The sequence below is a fragment of the Pseudomonas sp. B35(2017) genome (assembly GCF_002113645.1).
Classification (GTDB): Bacteria; Pseudomonadota; Gammaproteobacteria; order Pseudomonadales; family Pseudomonadaceae; genus Aquipseudomonas; species Aquipseudomonas ekonensis.
On record NZ_NEIZ01000007.1, the window covers coordinates 188509 to 205055 of the forward strand.

General features: G+C 64.1%; 19 protein-coding genes and 1 tRNA gene. 4 read left to right on the plus strand and 16 right to left on the minus strand.

Going from position 1 to position 16547, the window contains the following annotated elements; genetic code table 11:
* Positions 1–11: 11 nt before the first annotated feature.
* From CAG41_RS15205 to CAG41_RS15225, 5 genes are all read right to left on the minus strand, one after another.
* The gene (locus CAG41_RS15205) at positions 12–1247 is read right to left on the minus strand and encodes a methyltransferase (protein WP_085707167.1); all 1236 of its coding nucleotides are present in this window, start codon (positions 1245–1247) and stop codon (positions 12–14) included.
* Positions 1228–1917, minus strand: coding sequence for an ABC transporter permease (locus tag CAG41_RS15210; RefSeq protein WP_085581876.1), 690 nt, complete (start codon positions 1915–1917; stop codon positions 1228–1230). Before CAG41_RS15210 ends, CAG41_RS15205 begins: the two co-directional genes overlap by 20 nt.
* On the minus strand, positions 1914–2609 hold the full coding sequence (locus CAG41_RS15215) for an ABC transporter permease (RefSeq protein ID WP_085581874.1): 696 nt from the start codon (positions 2607–2609) through the stop codon (positions 1914–1916). Before CAG41_RS15215 ends, CAG41_RS15210 begins: the two co-directional genes overlap by 4 nt.
* 78 nt (positions 2610–2687) lie before the next feature.
* Positions 2688–3434 (minus strand): ABC transporter substrate-binding protein, encoded by a 747-nt coding sequence (locus CAG41_RS15220; RefSeq protein ID WP_085581872.1) that lies wholly within the window; start codon positions 3432–3434, stop codon positions 2688–2690.
* A 13-nt stretch (positions 3435–3447) separates the two neighbouring features.
* Positions 3448–4221, minus strand: coding sequence for an ABC transporter ATP-binding protein (locus tag CAG41_RS15225; RefSeq protein WP_007939465.1), 774 nt, complete (start codon positions 4219–4221; stop codon positions 3448–3450).
* 551 nt (positions 4222–4772) lie between these two features.
* Here CAG41_RS15225 and gabP point away from each other — a divergent pair.
* Complete coding sequence (gabP, locus tag CAG41_RS15230) at positions 4773–6164, plus strand: GABA permease (protein ID WP_085657133.1); 1392 nt, start codon at positions 4773–4775, stop codon at positions 6162–6164.
* A gap of 73 nt (positions 6165–6237) precedes the next feature.
* On the opposite strand, the gene vapC is transcribed toward gabP, so the two are convergent.
* From vapC to CAG41_RS15255, 5 genes are all read right to left on the minus strand, one after another.
* A complete protein-coding gene (gene vapC, locus CAG41_RS15235; protein WP_085631961.1) occupies positions 6238–6645 on the minus strand; it encodes a tRNA(fMet)-specific endonuclease VapC in 408 nt (135 codons plus the stop codon).
* Positions 6645–6875, minus strand: coding sequence for a type II toxin-antitoxin system VapB family antitoxin (vapB, locus tag CAG41_RS15240; protein WP_085582217.1), 231 nt, complete (start codon positions 6873–6875; stop codon positions 6645–6647). The genes vapC and vapB overlap by 1 nt, the downstream gene beginning before the upstream one ends.
* A 157-nt stretch (positions 6876–7032) precedes the next feature.
* The gene (locus CAG41_RS15245) at positions 7033–7485 is read right to left on the minus strand and encodes a hypothetical protein (protein ID WP_085581866.1); all 453 of its coding nucleotides are present in this window, start codon (positions 7483–7485) and stop codon (positions 7033–7035) included.
* Between the two features lie 6 nt (positions 7486–7491).
* Positions 7492–7905, minus strand: coding sequence for a hypothetical protein (locus CAG41_RS15250; protein ID WP_085581864.1), 414 nt, complete (start codon positions 7903–7905; stop codon positions 7492–7494).
* Positions 7906–7924: 19 nt separating this feature from the next.
* Entirely contained in the window at positions 7925–8890 is a 966-nt protein-coding gene (locus CAG41_RS15255; protein ID WP_139834973.1) for an alpha/beta fold hydrolase, read from the minus strand.
* Positions 8891–9087: 197 nt separating this feature from the next.
* On the opposite strand from CAG41_RS15255, the gene CAG41_RS15260 reads away from it, so the two are divergent.
* Complete coding sequence (locus CAG41_RS15260) at positions 9088–9543, plus strand: hypothetical protein (protein ID WP_085631967.1); 456 nt, start codon at positions 9088–9090, stop codon at positions 9541–9543.
* 111 nt (positions 9544–9654) lie between these two features.
* Positions 9655–9912 carry a YceK/YidQ family lipoprotein gene (locus CAG41_RS15265; RefSeq protein ID WP_256575723.1) on the plus strand — a complete coding sequence of 86 codons (258 nt, stop codon included), beginning with the start codon at positions 9655–9657 and terminating at the stop codon, positions 9910–9912.
* 2 nt (positions 9913–9914) lie between these two features.
* Here CAG41_RS15265 and CAG41_RS15270 read toward each other — a convergent pair whose 3' ends face one another.
* From CAG41_RS15270 to CAG41_RS15295, 6 genes are all read right to left on the minus strand, one after another.
* On the minus strand, positions 9915–10259 hold the full coding sequence (locus CAG41_RS15270) for a hypothetical protein (protein WP_085631969.1): 345 nt from the start codon (positions 10257–10259) through the stop codon (positions 9915–9917).
* Positions 10260–10384: 125 nt separating this feature from the next.
* A tRNA-Phe gene (locus tag CAG41_RS15275) sits at positions 10385–10460 on the minus strand.
* Positions 10461–10562: 102 nt separating this feature from the next.
* Positions 10563–10835 (minus strand): oxidative damage protection protein, encoded by a 273-nt coding sequence (locus tag CAG41_RS15280; protein WP_085581854.1) that lies wholly within the window; start codon positions 10833–10835, stop codon positions 10563–10565.
* On the minus strand, positions 10832–11899 hold the full coding sequence (gene mutY / locus CAG41_RS15285) for an A/G-specific adenine glycosylase (protein ID WP_085581852.1): 1068 nt from the start codon (positions 11897–11899) through the stop codon (positions 10832–10834). Before mutY ends, CAG41_RS15280 begins: the two co-directional genes overlap by 4 nt.
* Positions 11896–14118, minus strand: coding sequence for an AsmA family protein (locus CAG41_RS15290; protein ID WP_085631975.1), 2223 nt, complete (start codon positions 14116–14118; stop codon positions 11896–11898). Before CAG41_RS15290 ends, mutY begins: the two co-directional genes overlap by 4 nt.
* 77 nt (positions 14119–14195) lie before the next feature.
* On the minus strand, positions 14196–14600 hold the full coding sequence (locus CAG41_RS15295) for an acetyl-CoA sensor PanZ family protein (protein ID WP_085581849.1): 405 nt from the start codon (positions 14598–14600) through the stop codon (positions 14196–14198).
* Between the two features lie 225 nt (positions 14601–14825).
* Here CAG41_RS15295 and CAG41_RS15300 point away from each other — a divergent pair, with 225 nt between their 5' ends.
* Complete coding sequence (locus tag CAG41_RS15300; RefSeq protein ID WP_085581848.1) at positions 14826–16490, plus strand: OFA family MFS transporter; 1665 nt, start codon at positions 14826–14828, stop codon at positions 16488–16490.
* The last annotated feature ends 57 nt before the right edge of the window (positions 16491–16547 follow it).

Sequence of the window (16547 nt, forward strand, 5' to 3'; positions counted from 1 at the left end):
GCTGTGTAGCTTCAGGAGCGTTCGGCCAGCAGCAGGAAGTTGCGGGGCGTGAGCGGGGTGTCGCAGAAGGTGCCGAGGCGCACGGCGTAACCCTGCTCGCTGAGGAAAAGTGCTCGGTCCAGGTTCAGCCAAAGCTCCAGCGGCCGTCGGAACAGTCCGCGCAGCAGTTCCAGGTTGCGAACTTCGGCCAACCGCTGCCATCCCGCCGCTTCCAGGGCCGGCCAGTCCGGCTCGCCGCTTGTGGATAACTCTTTGAGCGCTGCGAGGTCGCGGCAGTAGTCGGCGAAGGGTTTGTCCAGCCAGGCGCTGGGCAGGGACGGGGTGGGCAGGTATTCATCGACGCCACGCAGCTGCCGTTGCCACAGGTCGAACCCCAGGCGACGGGCCATGGAGGTGTCGCGCTGACGGCGGACGCGTGCGCCGGCGGTGACGGTTTCGCTCATGGGCAGCGCCAGGTCTTCCAGCGACAGTTGCAGGATGGATCGCAGACCCGGCGAGGACAACGCCTGATACTCGGTCAGACGGATCCGGTTGTAGCAGCACGGCGCAATGGCTATGTGTTTGCAGCCGGCGGCGCTGGCCAGTTGCATCAGCCGCACATGCAGATCGCCGCAGGCGTGCAGGGCCACCGGGGTGTGGCGGGCGTCGAGGACGGTTGCGGCGTCGGCGGCCAGAACGTCCTGTTCGACGTGCAAGGCGTGCAGATGATGACGCTGGCTCAGTGCCTGACCGCTGGCGACCAACAACGGATCAAATTCCACGCAGGTGAGTTGCTGCTCGGCCCCCAGCAAGCGCCGCCCCAAATGCCCTTTGCCGGAACACCAGTCCAGCCAATGCACGGGCCTGGAGGCGAACGACAAGCGACTGGCGAACGCCTCGATCTGCTGCCACTTGCGCCCCGGCACATCGACGTTGAGCCGATGGCCCGCCGCCTCCAGCGCATGCCCCGGCAATTCGCCCACCGCGCTCAACTCATGCGACAGCGCGGCCAGGGAGGCGAACGGCTCCGGCGCATTCAGCAGATCGGCAGGGTGGTTGTGGGCGTTTTCCGCATCTTCCAGCGACCGGCCGCGTAGCCAGGTGGCCAGTTCCGGGTGGGAGGTTTCCCAAGGAAGGTGCAGATGGGTGAACGGGCGGGGTTTCCACAGCGCCTGATGGGCGGTGAGAAAGGCATCCAGTGCCGTGAACCGGGCGAGGAGGGCCTCGCCCGTCAGCACGTGGGCAGCGTCAGCGCCCTTGGCAGGCATCGACGCGCAGCCAGCGTTCCAGCAGCTTGAAGCCGCGGACCAGCACGTAGGCCATGACCAGGTAGAACACGCCGGCGGCGAAGAAGATCTCCACCGGCAGGTAGGTGCGGGCGATGATCGTGCGGGCCATGCCGGTCAGTTCCAGCAGGGTCACGGTGCTGGCCAGGGCGCTGGCCTTGAGCATCAGGATCACTTCGTTGCTGTAGGCCGGCAGGCCGATGCGCGCGGCGCGCGGCAGGATGATGTAGAACAGCGCCTTGGGCTTGGACATGCCCAGGGCCCGCGCCGCTTCGATCTCGCCCGGCGGGATCGCCTGGATCGCGCCGCGCAGGATCTCCGCGATGTACGCGGCGGTGTGCAGGGTCATGGTGGCGGTGGCGCACCAGAACGGATCGCGCAGGTACGGCCACATCGAGCTGTTGCGGATCACGTCGAACTGCGCCAGGCCGTAGTAGACCAGGAACAGCTGAACCAGAAGCGGCGTGCCGCGGAAAAAGAAGATGTAGGCGTAGGGCAAAGCGCGCACGTACCACAGCTTCGACGAGCGGGCGATGCCCAGCGGAATCGCCAGCAGCAGCCCGGCGATCACGGCGATGGCCACCAGCTCCAGGGTCAGGGTCGCGCCCTGGGCCAGTTTCGGCAGCCACTTGATGATGACGTCCCAGTTCATTGAGCGCTCCTCGCGAAGCCGCGTGCGGCGCGTTTTTCCAGGAAATGCATGCCGATCATCGCCAGCACCGTCAGGCCCAGGTACATGAACGCGGCCACCATGTAGAAGGTGAACGGCTGTTTGGAGACGGTCACGCCGATCTGCGCGTGACGCATGATTTCTTCCAGGCCGATCACCGACACCAGCGCGGTGTCCTTCATCAGGATCATGAACAGGTTGCCCAGGCCCGGCAGGGCGATGCGCCACATCTGCGGCATGATCAGCTTGGTGAAGATCCGCCATTTCGACAGGCCCAGGGCCACGCCGGCCTCACGGTGGCCCTTGGGGATGGCGAGGATCGCGCCGCGGAACACTTCCGTGGCGTAGGCGCCGAAGCACAGGCCCAGGGCGATGACGCCGGCGGCGAAGGCGCTGAGTTCAAGCTCCGGATTGCCGAAGTATTCGCCCAGGGCGCGCATGGCGTTGACGGTGCCGAAGTAGATCAGCAGCACCCAGAGCAGTTCCGGGACGCCGCGCACCAGGGTCGAGTAGGTGCTGCCCAGCCATTGCAGGGGCTTGTACGGGGACGTCTTGGCCAAGGCGCCGAGCAGGCCGAGCACCAGCCCCAGGCACAGGGCCGAGAGCGCCAGTTTGACGGTCATCAGCGCACCAGCGGCAAGCGCCGGGCCGAATCCGTAGAGGTCGATAATCATGGAATTCTTTTCAAATCGCGGCAGGCAAGGCCGGGGACCGGCGCCGCTCGCAGGCGGCGCCGATCCGGCCGGTCAGGATCAGTAGATGCTGAACGGGAAGTACTTGTCGTTGATCTTCTTGTAGGTGCCGTCAGCGACGATTTCCTTCAGCGCGGCGTTCAGCTTCTCGCGGATCGGATCGTTCTTGCGCACGGCGATGCCGATCTTGTCGCTTTCTTCCACTGGGTCGCCCTTGAATTCATAGGCCTTGCCGGCGTCGCTCTTGAGCCACTCGTAGTTGACGTACTTGTCGGCGAGGATGCCGTCCAGGCGACCGGAGGTCAGGTCCAGGTAGGCGTTTTCCTGGGTGTCGTACAGCTTGACCTCGACGCCCGGCATGTTGTCTTCCATGAAGGTGCCGGCCAAGGTCGCGCGCTGGGCGCCGATCACTTTGCCTTTGAGGGAGTCCTTGTCGGTCTTGAACTCTTTGTCCTTCGGCGCGATGAACTGCAGCTTGTTGGAGTAGTACGGATCGGTGAAGTCCACTGCCTGCTTGCGTTCGTCGGTGATCGACATCGACGAGATCAGGAAGTCGAACTTCTTGGCGTTCAGGGCCGGGATGATGCCGTCCCAGTCGGAGGTGACCACGCTGCACTCGACCTTCATCTTGGCGCAGAGGGCGTCGCCGATGTCCTTGTCGAAGCCGACCACGTTACCGCTGGCGTCCTTGTTGTTGAACGGCGGGTAAGCCGCCTCGATGCCCATCTTCAGGGTCTCGGCCATGGCACCGGCGCTGAAGGCCAGGGTGACGGCGGCGGCCAGGAAGACCTTTTTGTAGTTCTGCATGCGGGTAGCTCCGTTAGCGGTTGCTGGACATGAATTGTTTGCAGCGCGCCGAAAGCGGGTTCTCGAACACCTGCTGCGGCGATCCTTGCTCCTCTACCAGGCCCTGGTGGAGGAACACCACTTCGCTGGAGACCTGACGGGCGAAGCCCATCTCATGGGTGACGAGCAGCATGGTGCGGCCTTCCTCGGCCAGTGCGCGGATGACATTAAGTACTTCCTGGACCATTTCCGGGTCAAGGGCGGAGGTGGGCTCGTCGAACAGGATCACCTTGGGCTGCATCGCCAGCGTGCGGGCGATGGCCGCGCGCTGTTGCTGGCCGCCGGACAGCTGCGCAGGGTAGGCGTGGCGCTTGTCGGCGATGCCGACCTTGGCCAGCAGGGCTTCGGCCACTTCGATGGCTTCGGCCTTGCTCTGGCCGAGCACGCGGCGCGGGGCTTCGATGATGTTGTCGAGCACGCTCATGTGCGGCCACAGATTAAAGTTTTGAAACACAAAACCAATCTCGGAGCGCAGGCGGTTGATCTGCTTGCCGTCGGCGGCAACCAGTTCGCCGTTCTTGGCGGGCTTGAGCTTGAGTTCTTCCCCGGCGACCAGGATCTGGCCCTGGTGCGGGTTTTCCAACAGGTTGATGCAGCGCAGGAACGTGGACTTGCCGGAACCGGAAGAACCCAGGATCGAGATCACGTCGCCGTCACGGGCGGTCAGCGAGATGCCTTTGAGCACCTCAAGCTGTCCGTAGCGTTTGTGCAAGTTGCGGATTTCAAGCGCGGGCGTGGCCTCAGCCATGTGCGTTCCTCATATGTGTTGCGCTCCAGCTGTCTGTGGCCTTCCTGGCGAGGCGGCCAAGCTAGCATAGCGTTTCAATGGCAGCCAACAGCGCTTCGGGCGGTAAACGGATGGCGTGTGGCAGGTTGTCGCATCGGCACAGCAGACTGTCGCCCCATCAACAACCGAACGGGTGTTTGAACGCGGATTCCCGTGGGTGTCGCGTAAAAAAAGGCGCGATGTTGCCACCTTTGGCGGGGTGTTGGAAGCGCTAACCGGCCGAACGTTGCGGATTCGCCCTTTTATTGTGCAACACACACTTTTTCAGTGTGTTTCTGGTGCGCCCGATCGTTTGAAAAGTGAGTCGCAGGGTAACGCTCTGGCGAAAGGCCAGTCATCTCAAGGGGTTGCGATGACTGTCCGGTCAGCCTGGAAACCGCAGGCCAGAAGCTTTTGAAACATTTTGGCGCAATATTTGCGTGCAGAATCTGGAACGGCCCGTTGGATTCTTTTTACGAGAAGGAACGCCAGACGGGACGGACTGAATCGCTTTCCTCGCAAAGGTAGTTTCAATGAGCAGTACCCATAGCTCCAATGGCCTCGAACAGGGGCTCAAACCGCGTCATGTGACCATGCTGTCGATCGCCGGTGTGATCGGTGCAGGTCTGTTTGTCGGCTCCGGCCACGCCATCGCCGCCGCCGGTCCCGCCGTGCTGCTGGCCTACGCCGCCGCCGGCCTGCTGGTTGTGCTGGTGATGCGCATGCTCGGCGAAATGGCTGTGGCCTCGCCGGACACCGGTTCGTTCTCGACCTACGCCGACCGCGCCATCGGCCATTGGGCCGGTTTCACCATCGGCTGGCTGTACTGGTGGTTCTGGGTACTGGTGATCCCGCTGGAAGCCAACGCCGCCGCCACCATCTTGCACGCGTGGTTCCCGGGCGTCGGGATCTGGGCGTTCGCGCTGATCATCACCTTCCTGCTGACCGTGACCAACCTGTTCAGCGTGAAGAACTACGGTGAGTTCGAATTCTGGTTCGCCCTGCTCAAAGTGGTGGCGATCATCGGTTTCATCATTGTCGGCATCATGGCCATCTTCGGCTTCCTGCCGAACAGCCAGGTCAGCGGCGTGTCGCACATCTTCGACACCCAGGGCTTCCTGCCCAACGGCATGGGCGCGGTGCTGGGCGCCATCCTGACCACCATGTTCTCCTTCATGGGCACCGAGATCGTGACCATCGCGGCCGCGGAATCGAAGAACCCGGGCAAGCAGATCTCCAAGGCCACCAACTCGGTGATCTGGCGGATCGGCCTGTTCTACCTCGTGTCGATCTTCATCGTCGTGGCCCTGGTGCCGTGGAACGACCCGTCGCTGGCCAACCTGGGCTCCTACCAGACCGTGCTTGAGCGCATGGGCATCCCGAACGCGAAGATGATCGTCGACATCGTGGTGCTGGTCGCCGTGACCAGCTGCCTGAACTCGGCGCTGTACACCTCTTCGCGCATGCTGTTCTCCCTGGGCAAGCGCGGCGACGCCCCGGCCATGGCCACCCGCACCAACAACAGCGGCACGCCTTACTGGGCGGTGATGCTGTCCACCGGCGCGGCGTTCCTGTGCACCTTCGCCAACTACGTGGCCCCGGCTGCGGTGTTCGAGTTCCTGCTGGCCAGCTCCGGCGCCATCGCGCTGCTGGTGTACCTGGTGATCGCGTTCTCGCAACTGCGCATGCGCAAGCAGCGCATGGCGCGCGGCGAGAAGATCTCCTTCAGCATGTGGCTGTTCCCGGGCCTGACCTACGCGGTGATCGCCTTCATCATCGCGGCCCTGACCATCATGCTGTTCCAGGACGCCCACCGCGTGGAAATCCTCGCGACCGGCTTGCTGAGCCTGCTGGTGGTCGCCGCCGGCCTGCTGGTGGCCCGCCGCCGCAAGCTGGAGAAGGGCGGTGCGGCCGTCCTGAGCTGATCCGCAGCGCCTGATGCAAAAACGGCCGCCCGTCAGTGATGACGGGCGGCCGTTTTCGTTGGCGGGCGTTGAGTCAGCGAGGATTGACCCAGTCTTCCACGCGTAACCCCGGAACACGCTCAAACTCCCGGACGTTGTTGGTGATCACGATGTAACCCCGCGAGCGCGCATGCCCTGCAATCATGTGGTCGTAGGGGCCGATCGGCGTGCCTGCCTTGGCCAATTCGGATCGGATCATGCCGGTGTGGGCGGCGGCTTCGTCATCAAAGGGCAAGACCTCAAGGCGGGCGGCAAAGCCTTCGATGACCGCGAGATTCCTTTCTGGCGCTGCGGATTTTTCTGCGCCGTAAATCAGCTCCATCAAGGTGACCGTGCTGATGCACAGTTGGCCGTGGTGACGGGTGAAGGCCTCGCGCACGATCTGTGGTTTGTTTTTGATCGTGAAGATGCAGATGTTTGTATCGAGCATGAACTTGATCATCAGAACGATTCACGCTCCTGGTCGGCGGGTTGTCCGCGGTCGGTCATGAAGTCCGCGGTCACGTCGTCCCCGTCAAACCAACTGTCCCAGCTTTCGCCGGCAGGCGTGATGATGCGTGTCCTGCCGATGGCGACAACGTCCACCCGTTTGACGTCCACAGGCATCGCGACAGCCTTGGGAAGGCGAACGGCCTGGCTTCTGTTGTTCATGAAGATTGTTGTCTGCTCCATGATGTTCTCCTGTTCTTTGCGCATCTGTGGCTTCAAAGGATAGAGGCGGGAAGGGATATGTCAACGGGATATGCTTATGCTCCGACCAAGGGATGCGCCAACGAAAACGGCCGCCCGTCAGTGATGACGGGCGGCCGTTTTCGTTGCGGGCGAGGGATTATTCGCTCTTTTCTTCCTGCGCTTGCTGCGACTGCCCGTAGGCGTCCAGCGCAATGCCGAAGTCGGTGATGAACTGCGGCTCGCTCAGCCAGGCCTGGGCGGCCTCGATGTCCATGCCGTCGGCCCACATGCGGTAGTCGATCAGCATGTCGGCGGCCAGGTGGGTGGCGGCCATGCCTTCGTCGTCGGCGTTTTCCATGTCCAGCAGTTCAGGGTGGTCGACGATGATGAACGCCAGCTCCCTGAGCAGCGTCAGCAGCATGTCGTTGCGGCTGACGGCTTCGGCTTCGCGCATTTTGCTGAACATCGCCAGGGTGTATTCCGGGATCGGCTCGGCCAGGTGGCCGAGGTCGTCGTCCTGGGCCAGCGGTTTGCGGCCGACCATGCGGATCTGCTTGGCTTTGGCCTTGGCGCGTTTGGCGCGTTTCTGTTGCTTGTTCAGGGATGCCATGGGAACTCAGTCTTTCTGTTGGGATTGCGCGGCGATCGCGTCGGACGCCGCCACATAGTCGGCCTGGAAGGCCGGGGATTCGATCCACGCCAGGGCGCCGGCCTCGTCGGTCTCGGTGGCCCACTGGCGGTACTCGAGCAGGGCCGCGAGGATGAAGTCCATCGCACCTTCCTCGCCTTCCTGCTCGTACACGATCTCCAGCAGCGGGTCTTCGAGGAACGCCGTGCACATGGCCTGCTGGCTGATCTTTTCGGCGTCGATCATTTTCTTGAACAGTTCGGTCAGGTCCACCGACTCGAAGTCGATGCGGTCGTCGTTCGGATCCAGCTCGACCGGCGCCTCGGCGCGCTTGGTGCGGTTCTGCTTGGCCTTGGCTTTGGCCCGGGAGGCGCGTTTCTGCTGCTTGTTGGCGGAGGCCATGGGTGTGTTCCGTGATGCGTTAAAGGGGTTGGCTGCGCGGTATCTGCCGCCCCGGCGTGCCGGGGGCCAGTGCGCCGCTCTGCAGCCAGGTCAGGGCGATGGGCCATAGTGTGGCTTGGTATGCGCTGCGAAAAAAGGCGAAATGTCCGACTTCCTGTTCGCCGATGTCCTGCGGCTCGATGCGCAGGTGGGTCTTTTCGGCCTGGCTGAAGTAGCCGAGCAGGCGTTCCGTGGCCGGCACCGTGCCGTAGGGATCGTCGCCGATGCTGATTGCCAGCGCCTTCGCGCGTACGTCGGCGAAGGGCAGCCGGCCGTTTTCCGCCAGCAGCCTGCGGCCGCTCGGGCGCCCTTCGTAGCGGGGCGTGGGCGTGCTCCAGTCGCGCACCACGCCAGCGGGGGTGTCTTCCAGCCAGCCGAGGCGCTTGCCGGGGAAATAGCCGCAGAACAGCGTCAGCAGCGGCATCAGCACGTGCCATTTGCCGAGCATCCTCAAGCGGTGCGCCGGCGCGTAATCGCGCCAGTAGGCGAACTGCGCGCCGACGGTGACCAATCGTCGGATCGCCTGCCCGGAGGCGCCCAAGCCTGCCGCGCAGCCGCCGAAGCTGTGGCCGACCACGTCGATGGGCTGGCCGGGAAACTCCCGTTGCGCCCGCTTGAGCATCGCTTCGAAATCCAGCGCGCCCCAATCCGTCCAGGAGGCTTCCAGGCCCTTCATGACGGACGGCCGCGATTCGCCGATGCCCCGGTAGTCGTAGGTCATCACATCGAAGCCGTTGGCGAACAGGTAGGCGGCGAAGCGCGAGTAGTGACGGCAGCGCACCGAGGTGGCGGCGTTGATGATCACCACCGGACGCCGCGCATCGGGCAGCGCGTGGCGCCAGGTGAAGCCGCCCAAGGGATAGCCGTCGGCGGCGGGCTCATGGAACGGCACGCTTTCCTTGTCGGGCGTTTGGGCACGTGTCGGCGATGCGCTGGGTAGGGTCATGGCGGTCGTGACTGGCGTTGAAGGGGCGAGCATGAACGTTAGCCGGAAGGTTTTGCAATGCGTCCGAACCGGTGGCCGGCAACGTCGTAGTCCGTTTAGTACCCGACCCAACTCCCAAACAATCTAAAACCCGACCCGCCCCGCAAAATCTAAAGAGATGTAACGAAGGGGTTCTGAACGAACCCGGGAGTCGCATCATGAAACGCGTGATTGCATGCATGCTGCCCGTCGCCGCCGTGGTTGCGCTGTTGTTTCCGGTGATGGTGCAGGCCACCAGCCTGGAGCCGATCGACAGCGCCGGCGTGCAAGTCCAGCAACAGCAGCAGAACGGCATCAACTACCTGTCCGGCGGGATCGGCCTGGACGAATCGCGGGCCATTCAGCAGTCCGCCGGCTACAACCTGCACATGACCTTCGCCGTCGGCGTGCAGAACCTGTACACCTCGGATGTCGATGTGGTCATCCAGAAAGCGACCGGGCAACCGGTGCTCAGCCTCAACCAGATCGGGCCGCTGCTCTACGCGCAGTTGCCTCCGGGCAAATACACCGTGGTCGCCACCCGCAATGGCGAAGTGCGGCGCGACATGGCTGACATCGGCAACGGGCCTGCACGCAATCTGGTGTTCCACTGGAACTGGGAGCCGACCCAATAGCGGCGTTCTGCGGGGCGGGAGTTTGCGCACCGATGCGGATAAAATCCCGCCCCTCCTGTTTTTGTGGATGCAAGGATGTCGGTTTTGAAAGGGATGTTGCGTGTGGGTTTGATGGCGGGTCTGGTGGTGTTGCAGACCGCGTGCGGCACCATGATCGGGCGGGTCAGTACAGGCATGTCCGACGTGGATTACTACAAGGGCGTCGACGGGGATCTGCAACTGCTCGGCGTGACCGGCAATGACGGCAAGCCGGCGGCGATCATTTGCTACTTCATGATCGTCTGTCCGCTGGTCACCGTCGTATCGATGCCGGTGGACGCTGCGCTGGACACCGTCCTGCTTCCCGTGGATTACGTGAACACCCTGTAGGGTCATCGCCTGGTGCGCTTGCTCCGCGCACCGCGCGGGCGCGTCTTGCGCCGTATCCAAAGCCCGAACGACACGATGCCCAGCAGCATCAACGTGAAGAAGCCTTGCCACACGATCTCGAACCAGTACCTGCCGGGCTGCGACGCCAAGGTGTAGGTCTGGCGCGGGCCGGTGCGGTTCATCGTGGTGACCGAGCCGCTGATGAGGTTATCGGCGATCAGGTAGAGGGACGCGCCGATGGCGAAGGCCAGCATCACGCCGACGAGTACGGTCAGCCAGAACGAGACCCGGCTTTCGCGGTAGGGCGGCGGATGGGGCAGGGGGATGCGGGTGCGTTTCTGGTTCATCGGGCAGGCAACCCTCTTCCGTAAGGGGCGGCCAAAGTACCGCGATTGATGCGGCTTAAACCAGCCTTCAGCAAATCACGGGCATAAAAAAACCCTGAATCTTTCGATTCAGGGTTTTCGGTATGTGGTGCCCAGAGACGGAATCGAACCGCCGACACGGGGATTTTCAATCCCCTGCTCTACCGACTGAGCTATCTGGGCAACGGGGCGCATTAAACGGGTTTTTCAGGGGGGCGTCAAGCAAGTTTTCAAAAAAATTTTAAATTATTCCGTCGCTTACGTTCCGGCCCCCGTTGCGGCGGGTTATTCGGCAGGCGGAACGTAACCTTCGGCCTGGGCGTATTCCTCGCCGGAGAAGTACTTGTCCATTTCACCCTGGATGAATTTGCGGTCGTCGGCGTTCATCATGTTCAGGCGCTTTTCGTTGATCAGCAGGGTCTGGTGCTTCTGCCAGTCGGCCCAGGCCTTGGCCGAGACGTGCTCGAAGATGTCCTGGCCCTTGGGGCCCGGGTACGGAGGACGCTCCAGGCCTTCGAGCTGTTCTTTGTATTTGCGGCACATTACGGTACGGGTCATGGCGACACTCCTGCATTCAATACGGCGGCCGCGCGTTCGAGCAAGGTCTTGACCGGGGCGGCGAGGCCCAGGCGCGGCGGGGTGGCGAGGTTATACCAGAGCCAGTCGGCCTCGGCCACGTGATGGCCGGTCTCTTGGACCTGCACCAGCCAGGGTTCGATGGACAGCTGAAAGTGGCTGAAGGTGTGGACGAGGCCGGGCAGCGCCTGCTGTTCGCCGAGCGCCAGCGAATGCTGGTCGGCCAGGTGCTGCAGGTCGTCGAGGCCGTCGAGCTCCGGCAGGCTCCACAGGCCGCCCCACAGCCCGGTGGACGGACGGCGGTAAAGCAGAATCGCGCCCTCGCCGTTGCTCAGCATCGGCATCAGCGTGCGCTTCTGCGGGATCGCCTTGCGCGGCTTGGGGATCGGGTAGCGGGTCTCAAGGCCCAGCATGTGCGCTTCGCAGCCTTTCTCCAGCGGACACAGCAGGCAGCTCGGCTTGCTGCGGGTGCACAGGGTGGCGCCCAGGTCCATCATCGCCTGGGTGTAGGCGTTGACCCGATCCTGGGGCGTGAAGCGCTCGGCGGCGGCCCACAGCTGTTTGGCCACCTTCGGCTCGCCCGGATAGCCTTCCTGGGCGGTGAAGCGCGCCAGCACCCGTTTGACGTTGCCGTCGAGGATCGGCGCGCGCAGGCCCATGCTGATGCTGGCGATCGCCCCGGCGGTGGACAGGCCGATGCCCGGCAGCTCCGTGAGCTTCTCCACATCCCGCGGGAATTCGCCGCCGTATTGGCTGACGACGATCTTCGCGGTCTTCTGCAGGTTGCGGGCGCGGGTGTAGTAGCCCAGGCCCGTCCACAGGTGCAGCACTTCGTCCTCCGGCGCCTCGGCCAGCGCCTGCACCGTGGGCAGCGCGGCCATGAAGCGGTCGAAGTAGTTGAGCACGGTGCTGACCTGGGTCTGCTGCAGCATGATTTCCGACACCCATACCCGGTACGGGTTGATGCCCTGCTGCCAAGGCAGGTCGTGGCGGCCGTGGCGGTCGTACCAGTCCAGCACCGCCGTTGAAAACTGCTCCGCTCTCATCGCTTGAACAGCCCCTTCAATGCGTTCTTCAGTTCAGGGCTGACCTTGTCGCCCAGTTTTTCGTCGATCTTCTCGCTGATCCGGTCGCCGGCCAGTTTGCTGGCGACCTGGCCCAGCCGTTCGTTGTCCACCCGGCAAGCCTTGGCGCCCAGCTCCAGCGGCCCGCGGCAACGCAGCGGCCATTCGACGCCGACGAACTTCTCGCCGACCTGGCAGGCCGGATCCGGCATGGCGCTGGTGTCGCCCTCGACGATGATGCCCACGCGGTAGTCCATGCCCAGCACCCGCAGATCCACGTCGCCGTCACCGTTGACGGTCATGCCGGGGATACGCACCTTCAGGTCCGGGTTGCTGGCCAGACCGTTACGGAAGGTCAGGTTGCCCTTGAGCTCCTGGAACGGGGTGTCCTTGCCCCGCGGCTCGCCGCTGAGGGTCTTGCGGTTGAGGGTGGCGATGCCCTTGCACAGTTGCTGTTCCAGGTTGGCGTTGAGCAGCACGCCGTTGTTGATCACGAACCCGGCGTTGCCGTTGAGGGTCTCGACCAGCGCCTGCTGACTGTTGCCGCTGGCGGTGAAATTGCCGGTGAGGTTGACCAGCCCTTTGACCGGCGGGTTCTTGCCCTGGCTTTCGAGGATCTTCTCCACCGGGACGCGGTTGATCCGGGTCTGCAGGTTCAGCACCGGCGCGCTCGGGCGCACGTCGAGGGTGCCCTTGGCTTCGAAGTCGCCGTTGAACAGCTCGCCGCGCAGGTTCTCCAGGGTGAGCAGGCCGCCCTGGCCGGTGGCCTTGAGCGCGGCGTTCTGGATCGGCAGCTTGTCCAGGGTCAGTTGGCCGAAGGTCAGGTCGGCGTCCACGTCGAGCTTGCCCAGGCGCTCAACCGGGAACAGGCGCTCGGTGCTCCAGGCGCTCTTGCTCGGTTTTTCCGGCAGCGGCGTGGAGCCGGCGCCGGCCATGGCGTCGGCCTCGGTGCTGGCGACTTCGGCCTGGCGCACTTGGGCGGCGCTGCTGGCCTGGGCGGACTTGGGCGGCAGGTAGCGGTCGACGTTGAATGTGTCGGCCTTGAGGATCGCCCGCAGCGATTGCTTGGCGAAATCCTCGACGGCGATGCGGCCGCTGAAGCTGCTGTCGTCGAGCTTCAGGTTGATGTTGTCGAACGCCGCGCTGGTCGGCGTGGCCGAGACGCGGCTGACCAGCTCGACCTTGCTCAGGCTGCCTTCGGCCATGGCCGGCAGGGTTTGGCCGATGCTGTCGACGAACTTCGCCAGGTCGAACTGGGCGATGGAGATGCCGCCGCTGATCTGCGGCGTCTTGTCGAGGTCGTTGGCTTTGAGCTCGCCCAAGGCGCGCAACTGGTTCACGGAGATCTTGATGCCGGTCCATTCGGCGACGTTCGCGGCCTTGTCCAGCAGCATCTGGCCTTGGGCGGCGAAGGTGACGGTCTTGCCCTGCAGCGGGTCGCCGGCCAGCTCACCGCTCAGCTTCAGGTCTTCGAACTTGTAGCGTTGCAGCGCGCGCTCGAAGCGCAGTTCGCCGTTGAGTTCGGTGCGCACGCGCAGCACCGGCTGGTTGGTGCCGAGGAACGCGGTGGCCTTCACCGGAATGTTGGTCGAATCGTGCACTGCGCCGGTGCTCAACTGGATGCTTTCGGCGCTGAACTGCTTGCCGGTCTGCTCGTCGTTGTATTCGACGCGGGCGTTGTTGACGGTGAGGCTGTCGATGTCGAGGCGGATCGGCTGCGCCGGCTTTTCCGGCTGGGCCGGCGCTTCGGCGGCGGTCGTGCCTGGCGCAGGCGGCGGGGTGCTGCCGGCGGGCGCCGGCACCTTACCGATGTCTTCCCAGTTGCCGTGGCCGGTCTTGTCGCGGCTCAGGCGCAGGTTCAGGCCTTCGACGCGCACGTCGCTCATCTGCACCTCGCGGCGCAGCAGCGGCAGCACGCGCACGGACAGGCCGAGCATCTGCAGGTCGGCGAACGGTTCGGCAGGCTTGGCCAGGGTCGCGACGCTGGCCTCGTGCAGTTCCAGGCCGAGCCACGGGAACAGGCTCCAGCCGATGTCGCCGTTGAGCGTCAGCTCGATGTGGGCCTTGTCGCGGGCAATCTGGCGGATTTCGTCCTTGTAGTCGTTGGGATCGAAGAAGTGGGTCAGGGCAAAGCCTGCCGCCACGATGATCAGCAACAGACCCAGAAGCACCAGACCCAGGATTTTGCCGAACGCTTTCATGGGCGAGTCCTTGTGTTAGTCGAATTCGTAATTTAGCCGGGGAGTATAGCGCCGCATGCCCTCCGGCTGGTGTGGCTTCACGCGGGCAGCACGTCCAGCGGCAGGTGCAGCTTGGCCGCCAGCGCCTGGGCCTCGAGATGGCCGGCCGGGGCCTGCAGGCGCAATTGGGCCCCCGCTTGCGACGCCATTTTCCGCGCTTCGTTCACCAACCGCTCGGCAACGCCACGACGGCGGGTGACTTTTCTGACGCACAAATGGGACAAGTACCAGACGCTGCCCTGGGGTCGCAGACGTGCCGCGCCCAGCAGGCGGTCATTGAAGCGCCCGGCGATGAGCGTGCCGTCGGCCAGGGCCTCTTCGGTCAATTGCAAAGCCCCGGAAAACGGCGCGAACAGCCACGGCGGCGCATCGCGGTAGATCTTCTCTAAATCCTCCCGATCGCGGGAATCGGCGGCGTTCAGCGCTTGGACAATGATCGGCATGGGGTTTTCCTGAGTGATACGAGATCAGATGACGTGAAAAAGGTGATGTCAGTTTGGTTTTTCTGTCACCTGCAAATGGTAACCTTCGCCCGTTCGTCCGTCCTTCTGCGACTTAACGTCGCGCCATCAAGGAGCTTCACCCCAAAACAACGGTCATGCCTGCGTGCATCAAGGCCGAGGGTGAGCAGTGGCTGGCGAACCATTCTAATAATTGGGGGATACACAATGAGCACGAGCATCACGGCGGACGGCCTTCGCGCCGCCGAGCCCGCGTTCCTGTCCAAGGAACGCATCATCGCCAAGCCCGGCTTCAACCGCTGGCTGGTTCCACCGGCCGCGCTGGCCATCCACCTGTGCATCGGCATGGCCTACGGTTTCTCGGTGTTCTGGCTGCCGCTGTCCAAGGCGCTGGGCATCACCGCGCCGGTGGCCTGCGCACCGGACATGAGCTTCATCGCACAGGTCTTCTCTTCGCAATGCGACTGGCCGATCTCCATGCTCGGCTGGATCTACACCCTGTTCTTCATCTTCCTCGGCTGCTCGGCGGCGATCTGGGGCGGCTGGCTCGAACACGCAGGCCCCCGCAAGGCCGGCGTGGTGTCGGCGCTGTGCTGGTGCGGCGGTCTGCTGATCTCTGCGCTGGGCATCTACACCCACCAGATCTGGCTGATGTGGATCGGTTCGGGCGTGATCGGCGGCATCGGTCTGGGCCTGGGCTACATCTCGCCCGTCTCGACCCTGATCAAGTGGTTCCCGGACAAGCGCGGCATGGCCACCGGCATGGCGATCATGGGCTTCGGCGGCGGCGCGATGGTCGGCGCTCCTCTGGCGACCGCGCTGATGAGCCACTTCGCTTCGCCGCAAGGCGTGGGCGTCTGGCAGAGCTTCGTGGCGATGGCCGCGATCTACTTCGTGTTCATGATCGGCGGTGCCCTGGCCTACCGCGTTCCGCCGACCGGCTGGAAGCCTGAAGGCTGGACCGCGCCGGCGAAGAAAGCGTCGAACGCGATGATCACCCACCGTCACGTGCACGTGAACGTGGCCTGGAAAACCCCGCAGTTCCGCCTGGTGTGGCTGGTGCTGTGCCTGAACGTCTCCGCCGGCATCGGCATCCTCGGCATGGCTTCGCCGCTGCTGCAGGAAGTGTTCGGCGGCAAGCTTTTGGGCAACGACCTGCCGTTCGGCCAGCTCGACGCTTCGCAACTGGCTTCGATCGCCGCGATCGCCGCCGGCTTCACCGGGCTGCTGAGCCTGTTCAACATCGGCGGCCGGTTCTTCTGGGCCTCGTTCTCGGACTACCTGGGCCGCAAGAACACCTATTTCGTGTTCTTCGCCCTGGGCTTTGCCCTGTACGCGCTGATCCCGAACCTCGGCCACCTGGGCAACGTCGCGCTGTTCGTGGCGGCGTTCTGCATCATCCTGTCGATGTACGGCGGCGGCTTCGCCACCGTTCCGGCCTACCTGGCCGACCTGTTCGGCACGCAGATGGTCGGCGCGATCCACGGTCGCCTGTTGACCGCCTGGGCCGCTGCCGGCGTGCTCGGCCCGGTGCTGGTGAACTATCTGCGCGAGTACCAGCTGAGCATCGGCGTCGAGCGCGCCGCCGCCTACGACATTACCCTGTACATCCTCGCAGGCCTGCTGGTGCTGGGTTTCCTGTGCAACCTGCTGGTGCGTCCGGTGGCCGACAAGTACTTCATGACCGACGCCGAACTGGCCGCCGAACAGGCGCTGGGCCACGACAAGGGCGCCGACGCCACCACCGTGCTTGAGTGGAAAGCCGCGCCGGGCAGCAAGCCGCTGGCGATCGCCGCGTGGCTGGCGGTGGGCATTCCGCTGGCGTGGGGCGTGTGGGTGACCCTGCAGAAGACGGCGGTGCTGTTCCACTAAGCGCCGTATCCACCGGGCGGGCGCGGGCTCTTGTGACGAAGAGTCCGCGTCCGCTTC